We start from the raw sequence: 18,807 nt of genomic DNA on the forward strand, positions 1-18,807 counted from the left end.
CCACGACTTTTGTAATAGGCGATAATTTTCTTGCGTCTTCCGAAGTTTGAATCGGAATTGTCGTTAAAAATTTCCATTGAATCGATTCATCGGAAGACCCATTAATCTCCGTTGCGGATACGGCATACATATCTATACTTTCAAATTCCTTAAATTTAGGAGGCTTTATTGATAACTTTTCGAATCGAATTTCGATTTGGGCCTCTCTGCTGGCTTTTCCTTTTTTTCTTGGAACTGAAATCGTGTATGTATCTACAGGCTTCAAAGTTTCAAGATAGGACCAAGAATGTTCGCCACCTTCGATCCTTCTGTCGTAAACCGCACGTATAAGCAGATCCGGTGCATTTTCACCGGCCTTTACATATTCATGAAATAGTTCGAAAACATCCGCTTCTCTATCGCAAATAAATATATATTTCGCATCCGAATCTTCGGCGAATTCGCATGTCGCTCTATATCCTTGAAGCCATTTTATGCTTTCCTTATTTTCTATAGGCGTTTTCTTTCTTACGTCCCGAGATAAGTGCTTTGAACCTAAACTTAAACGAGTCCACATCTTAAAATCCAAGATTCCTAAAGGTATCCCTTCGGTCGTAAATGCTATCGAAGGATGTAAAAGAAGTCCCTGGTCGAATTCGGAATTCATCGGTCCTAAACCTTCGACTCGAACTCTATTTCGATAATAAATTTCTGTTGTGTCGCTTAATACCAAAACCGTTTCTTGATTTTGAAGTCGCTTCTTTGTTGCGATTGAATGCGGAGTAACAATCTTTTCCGCCGATACATTCGGATTGGAAAAAAAACGATAGGCTGCTTTAGTCCCGGCCCAATTCCCGAATATGTCAGGTAAGCTCGAATCAGTTCGTTTAGACATCGCACTTATGATTTTTTTTAAACGCTTATTTAATCGCTTATCTCCAAGATTCAGCGACAAAAACTCCTCTTCGATCCAATCTAAATCGGTTTCAAAAGTACTACTCCAATGTTTAGTCTTCATCTTAGGTCCCATCTAGATCTAAAGACTAAAATTATGAAAAATCTAGTCTTTTTATCCGTCTTGTGGGTAAGGTTATGCTTGTGGGCGGGGGCCGGAGCGAAGCGGTGGAGAATTGCCTTATTTCACAAAAATCGCGAGAACACAAGCATTTTTCATTTTGAAATTCGTGGTGGAGCTCCCACGCAGAGGACAGAGGACAGAGGTCAGAGGTCAGACGCGTTCGCTTTGCTCACGCTAGACAGAAGCTACTACTAGTTGGAAACCCTCTGAGGCAGAGGAAAGATCCATTCTAACATAGGAATCTTTTTAAAAATCGTCATTTACACAAAATTGCTGACGCTCCCCGAAAATCCAGTAACACCTCGCTCCGACATAATTCGTTTTTAAAAAAATTCTTGTCAGGGTAATAGGAATAATTTTCTGTCCTCTGTCCTCTGTCCTCTGTCCTCTGTCCTCTGTCCTCTGTCCTCTGTCCTCTGTCCCTAACAATTATCAGTCGAGAACGAGTAAAAATCGTATTCCAAGCCGGAGATTCGTAGGAAAATACAGGCCTATAAACGTCACCGGTGAATCCAAATGATTCGATATATTCTTTCTTGGTTCTTGTTACTCATCTTTGCATTTTTAAACGCTGCCGTTCGTGAGCTGACTTACAAAAGCGTATTCGGAGAATTTCTATCCCACCAGATTTCGGTTTTTACTGGCATTCTGTTTCTTGCGATTCCGATTTGGTTTATTGCACGGTATCTTCCGTTTCGAAACGCGTCACAGGCGATTAAGGTAGGAATCCTTTGGGTGATCCTGACTGAAACTTTCGAGTTCCTCATGGTAGTCGTTTCCATGAAGCGGTCTTTTCAGGAATTCCTCCATGCCCATAACCTTTTGGCGGGTCAGTTCTGGATCATTATCCTTGTTTGGGTCGGAATTGCTCCCTATCTTTTTTATCGATTGCGAAGCCGATAAGAAAGGATTATTCGCAAAATCAGCTTAGCTCCAGCGCAAGCTGCAGGAATTTCGAACGACCCGTCGCGACCAAGCAGTATTCATCGCTAATACCGATTCATTTTGTATTCGCAGCGACGACCGATTTCGGAATCGGCTCGAAGGATCGTCGATCCGACAAAAAAGGCGCCTTCGTTTAGCGCCGTTTAATAATTGAACAAAGAGTAGTGAAGAAGGATTTAAGATTTTCGACCTCTCTTAGGAACTCCCTTCGATTTAATTCCCTTCCCGTTTCGAACATCGCCGCCGCTCTTTAACGGAGGAGAAAATTCGTCCTCTTCATCAGGATAAACGGAACGGTACGCTTCCGGATGAAGAGCGAGAGAATTTCCTTTTACGTTCGATCCGGCAGTCGGGGCATTTCTTTCGCCGACTAAAATCAAGTATAATGACGGAAGAACGGTCAACACAAGAAGCATTGCGGAGAATAGTCCACCCACGATCACGGTAGCTAACGGCCTTTGCACGTCCGACCCGACTCCGGAGGCTAACGTAGCGGGAATCAATCCAAGCAACGCCAGAAGCATGGTCATCAACATGGGCCGAAGCTGGATCACGGCAGCCTTGGCGACCGCCTCTTTCGTAGATATATCCGGTTCATCCTTCAGAAGATGATTCGTCCTGGAAACGAAAAGAACTCCGGACATAGTCGCGATTCCGAAAAGCGAGATAAACCCGACTCCGCCCGATACGTTAAAGTAATATCCTCTCAGGAGTAACGCATAAATTCCGCCGACAAGCGAAAGTGGAAGACACGCTAGAGCTACATAAACATATTTAAGGTTTCTATAAAGTAAGTATAAAACTCCGAAAATGATCAAAATCGTAAGCGGAATAACCGTGGCCAAACGCGCCCCGACCCGTGCGAGGTTTTCGTACTGCCCCCCGTACCGAACCTGATATCCTTCCGGAAGTTTAACCTTCGCTTCGACTTTCTTTCTCAATTCGTTTACGAAACCACCCTGATCTCTGCCTCGGATATTGGTCCGAACCGTTACGGTCCTCCGTCCTTCCTGACGGAAAATCATGGTAGGTCCGTCTTCCAGAGTTATTTTCGCCAACTCGGAAAGCGGAATTCGTTCTCCCTTTGGGGAAATAATGGGCATATTTTCGATGGCTCTCTGGGACGCTCGATAATCCTTCGAAAAGCGAACAACGATACCGAACCTAGCCGGAGTCTTGGGTGGAATGTCCGAAGGTCCTTCATAAAGAGTGCTGATTCTCTGCATTCCTATCGCCGCTTCGATCATTTGCTGAACGTCGCTTACATTGATTCCATAACGAGCGGCGGCCTCCCGATCGATACGGATCGTTAGCTGAGAACTATCCGCTTCCTGTTCGATTCCATATTCGCTAGCCCCCTCCATATCCTTGACGATATCCAGAACCTCTTCCCCGATTTTGCGCATTACTTTCAAATCGTTACCGGATACGAAGACCGCAAGGTCGGCGATCGTTCCCATGATCGCTTCCGATAAGTTATCCATGATCGGCTGAGAAAAGCTGACTCGAACTCCGGGCAGCCCGGCTTCCAAATCGTTTCTCATCCGCAATAGAAGCTCTTGTTTAGTGATTTTTTCCTTCCAATCGTCATAGTCCTTTAAGCCGACCAAGACCTCCAAACGATTCGGAGGAAGAGGATCGGTTCCGTCGTCGTTCCTTCCGAGTTGCGATAGTACTACGTTTACCTGCTCGTTTTTATATATGAGCTGCCGTATTTTAGGAATGAACTTCCGGGATTCGGGTAACGAGATTCCGACGGGGAAGAAGATCCGTAAATTGAATCCGCCCTCGTCCATTTCCGGCAAAAATTCCGTCCCCAACTTAAAGCCGCCGATGATCAGTAGCGCGAGAACGATTGTGAAGCAGTACGTGACGACTTTTTTGGAACGTTCAACCAAATACTCTATGAGTTTCTTATACCGAATCTCGACCCACCCATAGATCGGATTATGCCATTCAATCGGTCCGGGATTAGCGGATTCGAAGTATTTTCTGTACAAAAACGACATCGCTACCGGAATCACCGTCATAGCAAAAACAAGCGCTCCGAGGATCGCGAAAGAAATCGTAAATGCCATAGGTTTAAACAAACGGCCCTCGATTCTTTCAAAAGAGAAAATCGGTAGATAGGCAAGAACGATGATCAAGATGGAAAACAGGATTTCCGTACCGACTTCCGCCGCGGAATCCCGAGTAAACGCCAATATACCGTTTTGTTTTTCCGCAGGAGTAGCGTCCCTGTATCGCCTCATGATATTTTCGACCATGATGACGGCGCCGTCCACAATGATTCCGAAATCGATGGCACCCAAAGACAGGAGGCTTGCAGGAATTCCGGTTAAATTCATGAGCAAGAACGCAAAAAGCATCGCAAACGGAATGGTTGCTACAACTACAAGGGAGGCTTTTACACTTCCTATAAAGAATATCAAAACAAGACTTACGACGACGATCCCTTCGATAAGAGTCCGCCCGATGGTTCGTAAAGTATAATTCACAAGATCCGTTCGATCGTAGGTAGTCCGAAGTCTGACTCCGTCCGGCAGATAGTTTTCATTGATCTCTTTTACCTTCGCACGGATCCGTTCTCCCATTTCGTTGGGATCTCCCCAACGCCGCATGGCGACCAATCCTTGAACGGATGAATCTACGTCGATTAAGCCTTCATGGTCGTTCTGGATCGTAAAACCGAGCACCCCGCTCGGAATCGGATGTGAAATCTCCACGGTTCCCAAGTCACGAACATAGACCGGTACGCCGTTCACGGTCTTAACTACGATATCTTCGATGTGTTTCGGTTCCCGGATCGCTCCTAAGGAGCGAATCGGAAATCCTTGTTCACCTTGTAGGAGCAGGTTTCCGCCGGTATTCAAGTTATTCGCCTGAATCGCTTGGATAACGTCGTTGATGGTTAATTTATAACGGACCAGCTTGTCGGGAGATGTTACGACGTGAAACTGCTTCGGAAGACCGCCGAACGTGACCACGTCCGCTATTCCGGGAATCTGTAGCATCTTAGGCATCACGATCCAGTCTTGGATCGACCTTAGTTCCATCGCGGTATGGTTCTGAGAGGATTCCACAACGTAGCGAAAGATTTCACCGACGGGAGAACTCATCGGTCCGAGCGAAGGTTCCACTTCGGGAGGAATGTCCGCGTCCCTCACCCTCTCCAAGAGTCGCATCCTTGCGAAGTAATCGTCGGTCCCATCCTCGAATACGAATTGAAAAACGACCAACCCGTTGATCGTTCTCGAACGACGAACCACAACCCTTGGAATCGCATTCAATACCCGCTCGATGGGCAAAGTCACACGTTCTTCCACCTCGACTGCGGCTTTTCCGGGAAATTTAGCGATCAGTCGGACTTGCGTGTCCGCGATATCGGAATATGCTTCTTTTCTAATATCTATCCAAGCCCAAATTCCTAAGAGCACGGCAAGTCCGGCCGCAATCAAAGTGGATATCCTAAAATTCAGAACTCCTTCGATCAGCCTGCGAATCATTGACTAGACCTTGTATCGAACATATAGCCCATCTGAAGCAGCAGTTGCGGATTCGTATAATTTCCTTGGCCGATTCCGGCTCCGACTTGCAAAAAGAAATTCCCGAGCAGAATATCGTATGTCAAGCCTATGTATCTTTGGCTTAAATGAACTTTCTGGTTGTCGCGGCTCTTATATTCTAAATACGTTTCGAGAGTGGGGTTCTGATTCGCGACTGCGGACCGAATGATCGTATCCTCGAAAGTAGGATTTCTATGCTGATAACCCGGTACATCGATTGCCGTTGGGTAGCTGTTTTGTCCGCCGTGAGCAACTTGAGGAGCATACGGGTCCACTGCAAAGGCTCCCGCAACAACGGAAATACTGTGTGCGATCACGGGTGTTTTCCAGAAACTATACCCTAGATCGACTTGGCCTCCCCACCAATGAGGTCTCCAATGCATACCGGAAGCGCGAATCACTATATCTTTATAATAATATCCTAAATTCAAATTTGCACTTCCCGGGGACCCGATCGTCGCACCATAGACTAAAAAGTTCGTGATCTTGGGCTGTTTTTTTCCGTCGGAAACCACCATCGGCTCGTCTTTACCGAATCTCGTCTTTCGATCCGGTTCCGGAGTCCACTCGGGTTGATCCAATTCTTTGGAAGAAGTCCCGCCGGTTTGCTGGGCGGACAACGGAATTACGGAATAAAGTAATAAGGTTAAAAAGATTAATGTACGGCAATATTGCATAAAGTTAGAATCCGAAACTTAATCCTTTTAAGAGAATCGCGCCTTCTACAACGACTCGGTCTCCTCGTGTAAGTCCCTCCAAAACGTTCACTCTTTCTCGACTGGATATGCCTAAGATAACTTCCCTACGAAAGAATTCGCCCGGCGACTCCTCTACAAAAACATAATTTTTGCCTTCGACGGTTATGATCGAATTAAACGGTAAGACGACCGAATCACCGCTTGTTTCCTCCGGGAACTTGACGATGGCGTACATTCCGGGTTTTAATTTAAAGCCGTCGTTCATGATCTCGATTCGCACTTTAACGGTTCGAGTAAACGGGTCCACGTTATCGCCTAACGCCTCGGCTACTCCGATCCATTCCTTATCGGGAAAGGAAGAAAACTTTACTTTTACTCTTTTTCCTTTCTTTAGATTCTGTAATTGAGATTCGGGAACATCGCACATAATCCAAGCGGTCTTGGGTCCGGACTTTCCGAGCATCGCCGGGTTTAGGCCAACTGCTCTTAATTTTCCTTCGAATTCGGCGAGTTCGGCGGCATCGTTGTCCGCATTCGTCTCGGCTTCCACCAAATCCTTCTCCGTCGCAACTCTATGCTTAAACATATCTTGAATCCTAGCGAGATTCTTCCGGGAGCGGTTTAGGCTGTTCTTAGAATGGATATAACCGACGTAGAGATCGTTCAATTCCGCAGATTCAAAAAGTACGATGCGTTCTCCCTCGCCGGACACCGAAGGAGCCATAGTCGCGATTAAACGGGCAGGAGCTTCCACGTTCACAAAATCGCCGTCTTGGCCGATCGCCATCGTCTTGATGATCGCTAAGCCAGGGCTATTTTCTTTGAATTCGATTCGTTCGCCGTTTTCCGAAACGATGGGTTTTCCCGGCGGACGAACATTTTTTTTCTGCCCCCTACCGATACCTAAGGAAGCAACCGAACCGATCCCGGCCAAAACGAGTAGAGTGAGCCAAAAGCGACTTTTTTTAGATAAGTTAAATTTCATTCGAATGCTTCCTAATTATTTCCGGATTCTACGGAGGGTTTATTTGGAACCAGTACGCCCGATCCCACGGAGTAATTTACGCCTTCTATCGCATCCATTCTGTCGGTCTGAAGCCTAAGCATCTCGACGATACTCGAACGGTAAGTCTCGAAAAAATCCGCAAATTCCAAAACTGATATATAACGTTTTTCGTAACTTAGAATCATATCCTGCGCTAAATCGGTATAATCCTTAGTATACGTATTTCTAAAACGACGGTACAGGCCGTCCTTGGCCTTTGCGGTGGCCAAAGCAACGTTCACTTCGTTCTCGACTTCCAAGATTCTGTTTTTCAATTCCTGTTTCTTGACTAAAATGGATTTTTCGGCAGCTTTGATATTTCCCTGATTTCTATCAAAAATCGGAATATTCAACTGTGCGGTTACGCCCCAATAGTTCTGAAACGCGGTTCCACCGCGGTTGTACATCGGTCCGAAGGATAAGTCCGGTATCGCATTCGCATGCTGGAGTTCCAGATTCGCCTCTTCGTAGCGCAATGCTTGCACTGCCTTGCGTAAATCGGGTCGGTACTCCCTGGCGGTCTGAACGATTTCCGCGAGTTTTATTTTAGCCAGATCGATTCCCTCTACAAAATCCTGATTTAGGACAGGCTCGATGGCAATGCCTTGATCCATATATTTTTCTTCGTTTAATAAAACTCTTAGATCGGCTTCCTTCTCGAGAACTTTGATTCGTAAGTCCTCTCTTTCCTTACGAAGAAAAAATAATAACGCTTTCAATCGCAACAGTTCGGCTTGTAGAATCGCTCTTCTCTTATACGCTAGTTCCGCCGAAGAAACCGTCTTTTCCAGAGCTTCCAAACTACCGTCGTAAAAGGAGATCGCTTCCCTGTAATAATGAATAAAATACAGGGTCCTTCTCAGTTTGGAGAGCAGTGCCCGAGCCAAATCGTAGAATTCCTGCTCCCCCATCTTCGCATTCAATTCGGCGACACGAATTCGTTTATCAATTTTGCCGCCCAATAGGAATAACTGCTGGATTTGATAGACGGTTTGTCCGGATCGCGTGAAGTCGAAGTACCGCCGAGTCGGTTCGGCAAAAATACTTTGATCTATAAAAATATTCGGGTTCGCATACAATCCGGCCTGCTCGATTCCCGCCTTCCGGGCGTCGATATCGTATTTTGCCGCCAATAAAAGTAGGTTATTCTTCCAAAGAAGTTCCTCGGCTTTTGCCATGTCCAAACGAACTTTTAACCGCTCCGGCTCCGAATTTTCAGAAGATATTTTTTGATCCGCTGCGGCACCGTTTTCAAAAACGAGGTCATCCTTCGGAGCAATTAGCTTACCCGGAGCTTTCGTTTCGGAACTTTGAACGTTTGCCGTTGCCAGTATGAGCAGCGCGAGTACTTTTTTCTTCATATTACGTTTGGATTTTCCGTGTCCTATAGATCGAATTTTCAGGTCGCTTAGTGGAAAGCATGCAAATAAGACAATTGAGCAGGTACGATACCCAGTTTACAGGGAAATATACCCGGCTAGTCTTGTTTGAGTATGCCTTAGGAAACTGCGGGCGGAGGGAGATTGGTCAGCAGGAAGGAAACGAAGAGCTTGGACCAAGTTTCTTCCCTAAATAAGATATTACCGGAAAAGAAAACGAAAGGAGTCCATGGAGAATAAGACGGGCTATTTGCGATAAATTCCACCGGTCGGCTGTCTCTTTCACGGGCCGGTGCAAAGAATAAGGGCTCCGAATCGGATAAATCCGATTCGATAAACGACACTTGGTCTCCCTTCTTAGAGAAAACGCTGAATGACTTCCCTGTCTCCGGCTGATCAATCAGGTCGATCGAAGAGGAAAATAGTACTAGAACGACCTGGAGAACGACTAGGATACTGTAATGGAAGCGTCGCACTATGGTGTCAGGGAATTATGAGGCACTTATTAGTCAAGTATTTTCAATTTAAATAATTATGATCTCTTTGCAACCGGAGCCGTGCTCCAGTAGATGCTTAATTTTTATACCGAATTCGATTTATAGTTCAGCCATTCAGATTAACGGATCGGGTCGGGCGGAGTGTGCAAAACCTTTACCACTGCCCCGCGCTGAAAACGGATTCTGATTTCCTTATCCGGTCTGGAACCTTCGGCATATTTACAAATCGGTCGAGTATACACCCATTCTTCCATTCCCGGCGCCCAATTATTGATGGTCATTTTTTCATCAGGATCTCCGATCTGGTTCTTCACGTACAATTGGTTTTGGTAGAGAAGGGAATGGATGAGTTCGGAGCGGATCCGGAGCTTCGCTTTTTCCTCCGCGGATAATTGGGGCGGTGCGACTCCCAAAACGCTTACATCCGCATCCGGAATCGATTTTAGGACGAATTCCTTACACTTACTGTCATCCGAAAACGTGGTCATGCACTCGTCGTACAATTGTCTAGGCGTTCTAGCTTCTCTTCCAGTGGGTCGGAGAAAGCTACAATCCATGAGCGGCAAAAGTAAAAGAACTGTAATACTTCTTAGTTTCATTTTCGTTTTCTCCTACTCGTTTTACGTTCCGAACTTCCCCCGCCCGAGGCAACGGGTAAAGGTTCGGCCGTAGAATTCGGCCGTTTCGGTTTATTACCCTGCAATTCCTGGAACCCGCCGGTCAATTCCTCGCCGACTTTCCGATATTCTTTCTTCTCTTCGGGCAGCTGCGTCTTTTCCGTAACTTCCACGCGGATCAGGAAGCTAACGATCTCGTATTTCATGTTTTCGATGGCTTGGTCGAAGAGTCGGAATCCCTGTAGTTTGTATTCGACGAGAGGATTCTTTTCGCCGTAGCCGACCGTCCAAATACCTTCGCGAAGGTGGTCCATCGCGTATAAATGCTCTTTCCAGCGATGATCCAATATATCCAGGAAGATATTCCTTTCTAAAACTTTCCAAACTTCGCCGCCGATCCGATCCGCTTTTTCTTGGTAAAACTTTTGAGCGATTTCGTTCAAAGAATCGAATAGGAATAATTGCGCATTCTTGGATTTTTTAATTAAATCTATATCGATTTCCCAAGGAAGTCCCAAACCTAGGAACCACTCCTTCAAGGTCTCCCATTCCCAACCCTCCGGATTTCCGCCCTCGCAGGTCGCAATGATCTGGGATTCTATGATTTCATCCAAGAACCCTTTCACAAGTCCTGTGACATCGCCTCCGTCCAGGACCTCGTTTCTCATTTTATAGATAACGATCCTTTGGCGGTTCATAACATCATCATATTCTAATAGATGTTTCCGAATATCGAAGTTATGCCCTTCCACCCTTTTTTGGGCTCTCGCAATCGCATTGGAAACCATGGTATGCTCGATTTCTTGGCCTTCCGGCATTTTCAGGCGCTCCATAATGCCTGAAATTCGGTCCGATCCGAAAATTCGCATCAGATCGTCTTGCAGAGAAAGATAGAACCGACTGGAGCCCGGATCTCCTTGTCGTCCCGAGCGCCCTCGTAGCTGATTATCGATCCTGCGGGCCTCGTGTCTTTCCGTTCCTAGAATATGCAATCCGCCTGCGTCTAGAACTTCGTCATGATTTTTCTTCCAGATCTTTGCGGAGGTTAGAATTTCGTTGGCCCTGTTTTTCTTATTTTGCGAATCCAACTTGCCCAGCAAAGTCTCGGCCTTTTCGAAATTGGCGCGTAGAGTCGCTTCCCGAAATTCCGTTATAACAGGATCACTATCGCTCCAAGTCTCCAAATTTTCCTTAAAGTGCTGTGCTCCGCCCAGGACAATGTCGGTTCCTCGACCGGCCATATTCGTGGCGATCGTGACCGCGCCCGGTTTTCCCGCATTCGCGATGATTTCGGCTTCCTTTTCGTGGAATTTAGCGTTTAGAACGTTATGCGTAATTCCGGACTGGGCCAGTAGACGGGAAAGCACTTCGGACTTTTCGATGGAAATCGTTCCGACGAGAACAGGCTGCTTTCTAGATTGGCATTCCTTGATCTCGTTCAGTATCGCGGTGAATTTTTCCTTTTCCGTTCTGTATACGCGATCGGCAAAATCCTTTCTTTGAACCGTAACGTTAGGCGGAATTACGATCACGTCCAGGTTATAAATCTTGTGAAACTCTTCCGCTTCCGTGTCTGCCGTTCCGGTCATACCGGAGAGCTTTTCGTACAAACGAAAATAATTTTGGAACGTGATGCTCGCCAAAGTCTGGGATTCGCGGGCGATAGGGACGCCTTCCTTAGCTTCCAAGGCTTGGTGAAGGCCGTCGGAATAACGTCTGCCGGACATGAGACGACCCGTAAACTCGTCCACGATGATAACTTCGCCGCCTTGAACCACATAGTCCACGTCTCTTTGAAAAATCTTATGGGCTTTTAGAGCCTGATGAACGTGATGCACCAGGTCCACGTTTTGCGGAGCATACAGGTTTTCGATCCCGAGAATCTGCTCGACATGCGCGACGCCTTTCTCCGTTAGAAGGGTGTTTTTTGCTTTCTCATCCTTTTCGTAATCCTCGCCTTCGATCAACTTAGGAATAATTTTATCGATTCGAAGATACTTGTCCGTCGATTCGTCCGAAGGGCCGGAAATAATCAGAGGAGTTCTAGCTTCGTCGATCAAAATCGAGTCGACCTCGTCCACGATCGCAAAGAAATGCCCTCTTTGAACCTTATGATCGATATGAGTCACCATATTATCGCGCAAATAATCGAATCCGTATTCGTTATTCGTTCCGTACGTGATGTCGGAGGCGTACGCCTTCTGCCTATCGTCATGATCCATATCATGCTGAATGATTCCGACTTTCAGTTCTAAAAAGTCGTAAATGGGTTTCATCCAGAGAGCATCCCGTCTTGCAAGATAATCGTTTACGGTAACGACATGAACTCCCTTTCCAGCCAAAGCATTTAAGTAAACGGCCAGAGTCGAAGTCAGTGTCTTTCCTTCTCCGGTCTTCATCTCGGCGATATTTCCCCAGTGCAGGGCGATTCCCCCCATCATCTGAACGTCGAAATGTCTCATTCCTAGTTTGCGTAGGGAAGTCTCCCGAACGGTGGCGAACGCTTCCGGAAGAATATCGTCTAATGTTTCTCCCTTGGAAAGACGCTCCCTAAACTTTTGGGTTTGGGCGGTCAGCTCGGAATCACTCAAAGAATGAATCGACTCTTCCCATTCATTAATTTTCTGAACGATCGGGATAAGACGCTTTAAATCTCTTTCGTATTTGCTTCCAAAGAGAACCTTTAGAACTTTCTGTATCATGTACGCACCGTTTTTTCGTTTCGATTCTTATAAGAGTATTGCAAATTTCCCCGAATGGTCCCGCCGTTCCTCCGAGGATGGAACATTCTAAATATCCAAGATTCCTTCAAAAAGCGCTCGCCCAGCCTCTTCCATTTGAGACCTAATTTGACCCGTTTCCGGTCCAGGAATCCAGCCCGCTTTTTGAATGAATTCGCCATGCACCGTTTTCCAGACTTCCAGCATGGGAGCGGTTACTTCTAAATGACATTGAATTCCGAATACCCGATTCTTCCAGGCGAACATCTGATTCGGATAGAAGCTTCCTTCCAGAAGAAGTTCCGCACCGTTAGGTAATTCGAATACGTCTTCGTGTAAGTGAAACGCCGGAATCACGGACTTCCCGGCCAAACGCGCAAAGACAGGATGCGAGGAATCTAGGATTTTTAGATCCGAAAATCCGACCTCAGGTCCTTTGACTCCCACCGATACCTTTGCCCCTAGAACTTTCGCCAGAATCTGAGATCCAAGACAAATTCCGATCACCTTTCGAGATTCCATTTGAGTCAGGTTATAGGTTAGATCGAACCAAGGCCTAAAAAAATCCGCCTGAGCCGGATCGTGTACCGTTTGCGGTCCGCCAAGCAGTACGATCAAATCGAAAACCTGATGTGCATCCGGTAGAATTCGAATCGTAGAATCGTACGCGTTATGATATGTTATCCGATACTTTCGAGACTGCAAGGAATCCAAGAGAGTTCCGGGTCCTTCGCAATCCTTGAATCGAACGATCAAACATCTCATACGGATCCTGCCATTCGCTTAAAGAAAATTACTTTTCCATCTTTCGGTATCGCAAGTACGTCCGATTCCTCGCTGATCGGTCCGATAAAATTATAATATAGCACAAGCGGTTTCGTTTTGAATAATAAGGTCTCGGGTGTTCCGGTTACCAATCCGTCATTTCTAGAAATCCGGAACGGCTTTTTCATAATCAAAACCGGAAGCTTTATACCGTATTTTCGGATCTCTTCTCTCATTTGAATATTCGCTTCCTTGATGATCTGTTCTTCGGTCATTTTTTCGGGAGAATCCACAAACACGGTCGGATCCACGACCATGTACAATTTGATTCTGGGATTCGATGCCAAATCCTTGTACAAGTAATTCAAAACAGGAACTTCTTTAATGCAGGGTACGCAGTTCGGGCCGTAAACATTCAAGGCGATTCGTTCGGCTTGGATATCGGACAAGCGAATTGTCTGCCCGTCTAACGTTACTCCTTCGAACGACTGCACGCCTAGATTGGATTGTTCCGAGGGGGCACAGGTCGCACTACCGACCAAAATGAGTAGGAAAGAAAGGCGGAAGAAAATCCCCGCTACAAAGCGAGAGAAATTAAGCCTGGAATCGGGGTTTGCCTGAGAATCCATTGGGCGATTACCAAATTTATGGATTCTCCCGGAAATTCAAGGAATAAACGAAGACATAAGGTTGTTGACAGGTCGTCCAAACTCCGGAAGATGGTAAAATCTAAGGCTCCTATCCTTTTTCAGGAACAAAAAATGACCCAACACCAGAATTCTGAGTTTGATATTGTTACTCTTATCGAATTAGCCAAGAAAAACAAGTACGAAAGAGCCGTAGCTGGTTTTCAAATTCTGGATAGGATCGATCGCCTGGACCTGCCTAAGAAAATCAAGGGTAGAAAACTGGCCGTGCAAGCCATGTTTGCACTCTCCAACGAAGAAGTTCAATACAAATACGTCACGAAAGAAGAAAGAGCCGCGATCGAGCAAGATTCTCGGATCACGGATCCTGCGTATTCCAAATTTAACGGTCTTTTCGAGGCGCCTCAGGCTCCGATAGCGGAGGAAGACACCGAAGAAGACTTTATCCCCGAAGAAACGCCTAAGCCTCTCATGGATATGGAAGACGGTGAAGAAGGTGAAGAATCCTACGACGATGATGAGGACGACGACGAGGAAGAAGAGGATGAAGAAGAAACCGAAGAGGACGAGGAAGAAGAGGAAGAAACCGTCGAAGAAGAGGAAGAGTAGCCTATTTTTCTCCTGGTCCGCCAACCTGACGGCGAACCGAATTTAAAGGAGGACTCGTCCTCCTTCCACCTGCATTCCCAAAAAGACCCGCGTAAAGAAGGCGAGAGAATTGCCGCTAGCGCTCCTCGAAGTAATTCGGATACGGAGATGATTCTGTTCGTAGGAATCGGTTGCGCGTATCATATTTCCGCTTATTTGAAAACCCTAGGAACGAAGCCCCGGATTCTCTGCCTGGAGCCATTTGGGGAATTCGAAGCCCTGGTTGGAGATTTTGTGCGCCGAGAAATCGGCTCGATTCCCATCTGGTACGATTGGAAGAAATTTCAAACGCTTCCTAGCACCAGTTGGATCCCGGAAGGAATCCGTTCTTTCAAAGTTTTCCTGCACCCGGCCTACGCTCGAAAATTTCCGGAAGTTTCGCAAGAGATTCTTTCTTTTCTGCAAACCATAGGCATCACCGACCAAAACCGAATCGCAAAGGAAACGTACGAGAAACTCTGGGTACATAATTTCTTTCGCCATGCAAAGCGATTTCAAGAAAATCCCGCCGCGTTTCGAATCATCTGTAAAAAGCTTCCAGTACGAAAAAATCAAATCGGATGTTTTATCGGAGCCTCGCCTAGCCTGGAATTAGAAAAGGACTGGATAGAAAAAAACCGGACCAAAGTCTATCTACTCGCCTCGGATACCAGCCTGGGTTTTCTACTCCAAAATAAGATTCTGCCGGATGCCATCCTTTCCATTGATAGTGGGCGTGGGACCGGATTCCATTTTCCGGCAAATACCCCGGATCAAATTCCTATCATTACCTGGTTGGGCGGATCGGCGAGAATCTTCGATCTTCCCAACCCCAAAATTTTATACGTTTCCACCCATCCTCTCGACCAAATGGCCCGAATGTATTTTTTCCCTGAGGCACCGATCCTAGAAAATCCCACTTTAAATATCGCCGGAATGGCCATTTCTGTCTTGGAAGCCTTCGGCTTTGAATCCTGCCTCGTGAAAGGTTTGGATTTTTCCAGGACCGGAGGTAAAACTCATTGCAGGGGAAGCGGTTATGAAAGATACGATCGCCTCTTTCTGACTCGCAAGAAGAGTCTCTATTCCGGAAGGTATTCTTCCAATGCAAGCTGGATACGAAGAACGAGTGTACTTAATTTTTGGAAACAGTGGAATCCTTTGACCTTATTGGAAGAACTGCCGAAGGATGTTTCCCCTTCCCCTTACTGGAAAAATGCAGTATCGGAAATTTCTTCCGAATTCCCTCGAACCGGAATTTTTTGGAGGACTGCAAGCGCGTCCCTGACCGAATTTCCTGCAAGAATTTGTTCTATCTTGCAGAGAGAAAGTCGAATTCTTGAGTAAAAACCTTGGAGTCCGAGAGTCTCCCCGACCTCTTTATAAATTCTTCTTATTGACATTCTTAGAATAGTCTCCAAAATTCTATAGTTCCAGGAAATTGAACCGTCCTTTGGGTCTAGGATTATGAATAAAGGTTATATTATTTGTGTCGATGATGAAGTATCGGTTCTGGAAACTCTCCAGGAGCAGCTCCATAACGAATTCGGTAAGACTCATGAAATCGAAACCGCAAGGAGCGCAGAGGAAGCGCTTTCCCTTTTGGAGGAAATCCAAAATTCCGGCTTCGTGATCGAAGTAATCATCACCGACCAGGTGATGCCGGGAATGAAAGGAGCCGACTTTCTGGAGTCCGTCCATAAGAAGTCTCCCGATTCGATTAAGATTTTACTGACCGGTCAGGCCGGTCTGGATTCGGCAATTCATGCCATTAATTTCGGAGGACTGAGTCGGTACGTCGAAAAGCCCTGGAATATTGAAGACCTTAGCAGGGACATACATTCCCTGATTGAAAAGTTCCATCAGAACTTGGAGAACCAACACCTAGTCAATGAACTCAACCGCAGAATCAAGGAACTCGAAGAAGAAAATCGAAAGCTCCAGCAGACTGGAGACTGACATACCTCCCCTTCAACTCGGAATCATCCGTTTTCATATCCGGAAGCCGCTCGTCATAACGGTATTGGCGATGGTATTACTCGGCTCCTCTCCTATGCGAGCCGTGCCCAAAGAGTCGACAAAGCCGAAATATACGGCGGAACAGATTCGAAAGAAAAAAGAAGTACTCCTGCAAATTCTGAAGTACGGAACCACGAAAGAACGCTCCGTAGCGTTGCGAGAGCTGGAAGATTTTCCGAAAGAGGAATCCGGAGAGCTGTACGATCAGGTTGGAATCATCCTGGCAAAAGATCCGGATTGGTCGATGCGCATCTATGCGCTAAGAATCTCGAGCCTTCTGGGCTTAAGCAAATTCGAGGATAAGATAGTCGCGCTCGTTCGGTATGATCAACCCGATGTCCAGAAGGAAGCCGTCTATGCGGTCAAAAAGTTAAAGTTCAAGTCCGCGATCCCTCTGTTAACCGACCTGTTGAAGGCCCAGGATTTTACGAAAAATTCGAACCTTACCGTTTCTTTAATCGATGCATTGGCCGAATTCCCGGAAGCGGACGAGGCGTTTCGCGTTTTAGAAGCGAGATTTCAGGAGAAATTCAACGATCCGGAATTGAGAGCCCAAACTGCATTATATTTCGGTAAAGTAAAGAATAAATCCGTCGAGAATCTCCTGATTACCACCTTCAAGGATGATAAAGAACCCATCACTTTACGCGCATATTGCGTCAACGCCTTGGGTAAGATGAAATCGACCGCAGCTATCGCTCCTATGACCGAATTGCTGAATAAAATCCGGAATTTAAAATCCAAAACCGATATCCAAGACTACCAAGCCTTAAAGATTCACACGATCACGGCTTTGGTTTCCCTCGGCGATAAGGACATCATCGAAGAGCTTTATTCTTTCGCGAGAGACGATGACGCAGTCGTTCGATTGCGAGCGATCAAACATTTGGCGGAAACGGAAGATCCGGCGGTCATAGAAATTTTGGAATACAAAGCCCAAAGAGATCCTAGTGAAAAAGTAAAACGTGCCGCTCAGGCAGCTTTAGACAAGCTTCGCAAAAAAATTTCCCCTGATTTTATTCCGCCTACAAAACCGGAGGATACTGCGACAAAGCCTAAAGCCGAATCTTCGAAAACGGATTCCAAAACTAAGGGAGATTCTTCGAAACCGGAAGAAAGCAAATCCTCTAAAACTTCGAAACCCGATAAGAAAGTCGTTCCTTTTGCCGATGAGGAGTCGGAAGAATTAGAGAATCCTTAATTATGTTCGGGCTTTGCGGAAATCGTGCGGTAGAGGTCTTCTTTGCAATCGGACTCGTATTCACATTTAGCTTAGCCTCCGAGCCCGGCGGAAACACCTATCGAGGAACGATTTCTCTCGACGAGCCCCGATCTCTCGATATGAAAGAGAGTTTGAGTGATTCCTCTCCGAACTTTCCCGAAACCTTGAAGCTTTTCTTTCAGGGCTTAGACGGAAATTATGCGGTCTTTTACGACTGGAATGGACATACCTTTTATTTTAAGTATCGCGAAAACAAATTCGATCGGAGACTTAAGAAATACGCCTCCCGGCTTTCCGGAGGCGCGCCCTACGAGGTTACGGGGGAATATTTGGGCGTATTCGTTTTTGAAAACAAAGTTATCCGCCGTTTCAAAAAGAAAGGAGAAGACACGTTAGCCGACCGAAAAGAAAAGCATTCGATTCCGGTCTTTCAGCTAAAAGAATATAAGGAACTTATTCTCGAGGAAATTTTACTTTGAAAGGGGGTTCTCGAGCGCTTTTATTTTTTATACTATTTTTATCTTCGCAAAACGGACCGTCCGCAGTTCCCTTAGATCCGGATCAAAAAGTTTATCAGCCTGGAGAAATTTTTCGGGAAAATTTTTTGACGATCTCTTTTCCCGAAAAAGCGTTAGTTCGAACCGAGTCCCGTAAACGATGGAGAGCGATTCCCTTAAAGGATCGACCTTGGATTCTGATCTGGAGAAAATTAGATCGAGTGGGAGAAGCCGAAATCGCAAAAAATTCCGTCAGTGAGATCTTTCCCGGAAAAGAGCCGGAGAAAGTTTCCATTGACGGTGCGGAAATCTTGCGCTGGACCAAGGAGGATTTTTCGGGTGCAAACCCTCTACGATTGTATTTTTTTTTGATTCGTAAGGACGAACTCGCTTACACCGTCTACATCGCATTTTATCGAGAACGAAAGGATCTGGAGAATTGGTTTTCTCTTCCGGAACGCTATTTGGGAAGGCCAATCGAATCATGAAATGGGCTTGCTGCGGTC

Annotated in this window: 14 protein-coding genes and 3 pseudogenes; 7 read left to right on the forward strand and 10 right to left on the reverse strand. The window is 46.1% G+C overall.

What is annotated here, in order from left to right; genetic code table 11:
* Positions 1 to 997 (reverse strand): annotated as a pseudogene (locus LEP1GSC047_RS09300) (IS4 family transposase); the annotation flags it as partial.
* Positions 998 to 1,573: 576 nt separating this feature from the next.
* Here LEP1GSC047_RS09300 and LEP1GSC047_RS09305 point away from each other — a divergent pair.
* Positions 1,574 to 1,960, forward strand: a complete 387-nt coding sequence (locus LEP1GSC047_RS09305) for a hypothetical protein (RefSeq protein ID WP_010418919.1) — start codon at positions 1,574 to 1,576, stop codon at positions 1,958 to 1,960.
* Between the two features lie 397 nt (positions 1,961 to 2,357).
* Here LEP1GSC047_RS09305 and LEP1GSC047_RS09310 read toward each other — a convergent pair.
* The 9 genes and pseudogenes from LEP1GSC047_RS09310 to LEP1GSC047_RS09350 form a co-directional block, all read right to left on the reverse strand.
* Positions 2,358 to 5,508: pseudogene (locus LEP1GSC047_RS09310) on the reverse strand (efflux RND transporter permease subunit); the annotation flags it as partial.
* Entirely contained in the window at positions 5,505 to 6,245 is a 741-nt protein-coding gene (locus LEP1GSC047_RS09315) for a hypothetical protein (RefSeq protein WP_010418915.1), read from the reverse strand. The gene LEP1GSC047_RS09315 and the pseudogene LEP1GSC047_RS09310, both read right to left, overlap by 4 nt.
* Before the next feature lie 4 nt (positions 6,246 to 6,249).
* Positions 6,250 to 7,251 (reverse strand): efflux RND transporter periplasmic adaptor subunit, encoded by a 1,002-nt coding sequence (locus LEP1GSC047_RS09320; protein WP_010418912.1) that lies wholly within the window; start codon positions 7,249 to 7,251, stop codon positions 6,250 to 6,252.
* A gap of 11 nt (positions 7,252 to 7,262) precedes the next feature.
* Positions 7,263 to 8,495: pseudogene (locus LEP1GSC047_RS09325) on the reverse strand (TolC family protein); the annotation flags it as partial.
* 314 nt (positions 8,496 to 8,809) lie between these two features.
* Positions 8,810 to 9,166: a hypothetical protein gene (locus LEP1GSC047_RS09330; protein ID WP_039934575.1), complete on the reverse strand. Its 357-nt coding sequence runs from the start codon at positions 9,164 to 9,166 to the stop codon at positions 8,810 to 8,812.
* A 140-nt stretch (positions 9,167 to 9,306) separates the two neighbouring features.
* The gene (locus tag LEP1GSC047_RS09335; protein ID WP_010418901.1) at positions 9,307 to 9,786 is read right to left on the reverse strand and encodes a hypothetical protein; all 480 of its coding nucleotides are present in this window, start codon (positions 9,784 to 9,786) and stop codon (positions 9,307 to 9,309) included.
* The gene (secA, locus tag LEP1GSC047_RS09340) at positions 9,783 to 12,506 is read right to left on the reverse strand and encodes a preprotein translocase subunit SecA (RefSeq protein ID WP_010418898.1); all 2,724 of its coding nucleotides are present in this window, start codon (positions 12,504 to 12,506) and stop codon (positions 9,783 to 9,785) included. The genes LEP1GSC047_RS09335 and secA overlap by 4 nt, the downstream gene beginning before the upstream one ends.
* A gap of 87 nt (positions 12,507 to 12,593) precedes the next feature.
* Complete coding sequence (locus tag LEP1GSC047_RS09345) at positions 12,594 to 13,289, reverse strand: type 1 glutamine amidotransferase (protein WP_010418896.1); 696 nt, start codon at positions 13,287 to 13,289, stop codon at positions 12,594 to 12,596.
* Positions 13,286 to 13,918 carry a TlpA family protein disulfide reductase gene (locus tag LEP1GSC047_RS09350; protein ID WP_010418891.1) on the reverse strand — a complete coding sequence of 211 codons (633 nt, stop codon included), beginning with the start codon at positions 13,916 to 13,918 and terminating at the stop codon, positions 13,286 to 13,288. The genes LEP1GSC047_RS09345 and LEP1GSC047_RS09350 overlap by 4 nt, the downstream gene beginning before the upstream one ends.
* 132 nt (positions 13,919 to 14,050) lie before the next feature.
* Here LEP1GSC047_RS09350 and LEP1GSC047_RS09355 point away from each other — a divergent pair, with 132 nt between their 5' ends.
* From LEP1GSC047_RS09355 to LEP1GSC047_RS09380, 6 genes are all read left to right on the forward strand, one after another.
* Positions 14,051 to 14,545 (forward strand): DNA primase, encoded by a 495-nt coding sequence (locus LEP1GSC047_RS09355; RefSeq protein WP_180993197.1) that lies wholly within the window; start codon positions 14,051 to 14,053, stop codon positions 14,543 to 14,545.
* 147 nt (positions 14,546 to 14,692) lie between these two features.
* Positions 14,693 to 15,910 carry a 6-hydroxymethylpterin diphosphokinase MptE-like protein gene (locus tag LEP1GSC047_RS09360; protein WP_010418886.1) on the forward strand — a complete coding sequence of 406 codons (1,218 nt, stop codon included), beginning with the start codon at positions 14,693 to 14,695 and terminating at the stop codon, positions 15,908 to 15,910.
* A gap of 120 nt (positions 15,911 to 16,030) precedes the next feature.
* Positions 16,031 to 16,522 carry a response regulator gene (locus LEP1GSC047_RS09365; protein ID WP_010418882.1) on the forward strand — a complete coding sequence of 164 codons (492 nt, stop codon included), beginning with the start codon at positions 16,031 to 16,033 and terminating at the stop codon, positions 16,520 to 16,522.
* Positions 16,455 to 17,783 carry a HEAT repeat domain-containing protein gene (locus LEP1GSC047_RS09370; protein WP_238325554.1) on the forward strand — a complete coding sequence of 443 codons (1,329 nt, stop codon included), beginning with the start codon at positions 16,455 to 16,457 and terminating at the stop codon, positions 17,781 to 17,783. Before LEP1GSC047_RS09365 ends, LEP1GSC047_RS09370 begins: the two co-directional genes overlap by 68 nt.
* Positions 17,784 to 17,785: 2 nt before the next feature.
* Positions 17,786 to 18,283, forward strand: a complete 498-nt coding sequence (locus LEP1GSC047_RS09375) for an LIC_11959 family protein (protein ID WP_010418875.1) — start codon at positions 17,786 to 17,788, stop codon at positions 18,281 to 18,283.
* Positions 18,280 to 18,789: a hypothetical protein gene (locus LEP1GSC047_RS09380; protein WP_020988659.1), complete on the forward strand. Its 510-nt coding sequence runs from the start codon at positions 18,280 to 18,282 to the stop codon at positions 18,787 to 18,789. Before LEP1GSC047_RS09375 ends, LEP1GSC047_RS09380 begins: the two co-directional genes overlap by 4 nt.
* Positions 18,790 to 18,807: the final 18 nt, after the last annotated feature.

Origin of the sequence: Leptospira inadai serovar Lyme str. 10 (genome assembly GCF_000243675.2) — a bacterium.
GTDB classification, from domain to species: domain Bacteria; phylum Spirochaetota; class Leptospiria; order Leptospirales; family Leptospiraceae; genus Leptospira_B; species Leptospira_B inadai.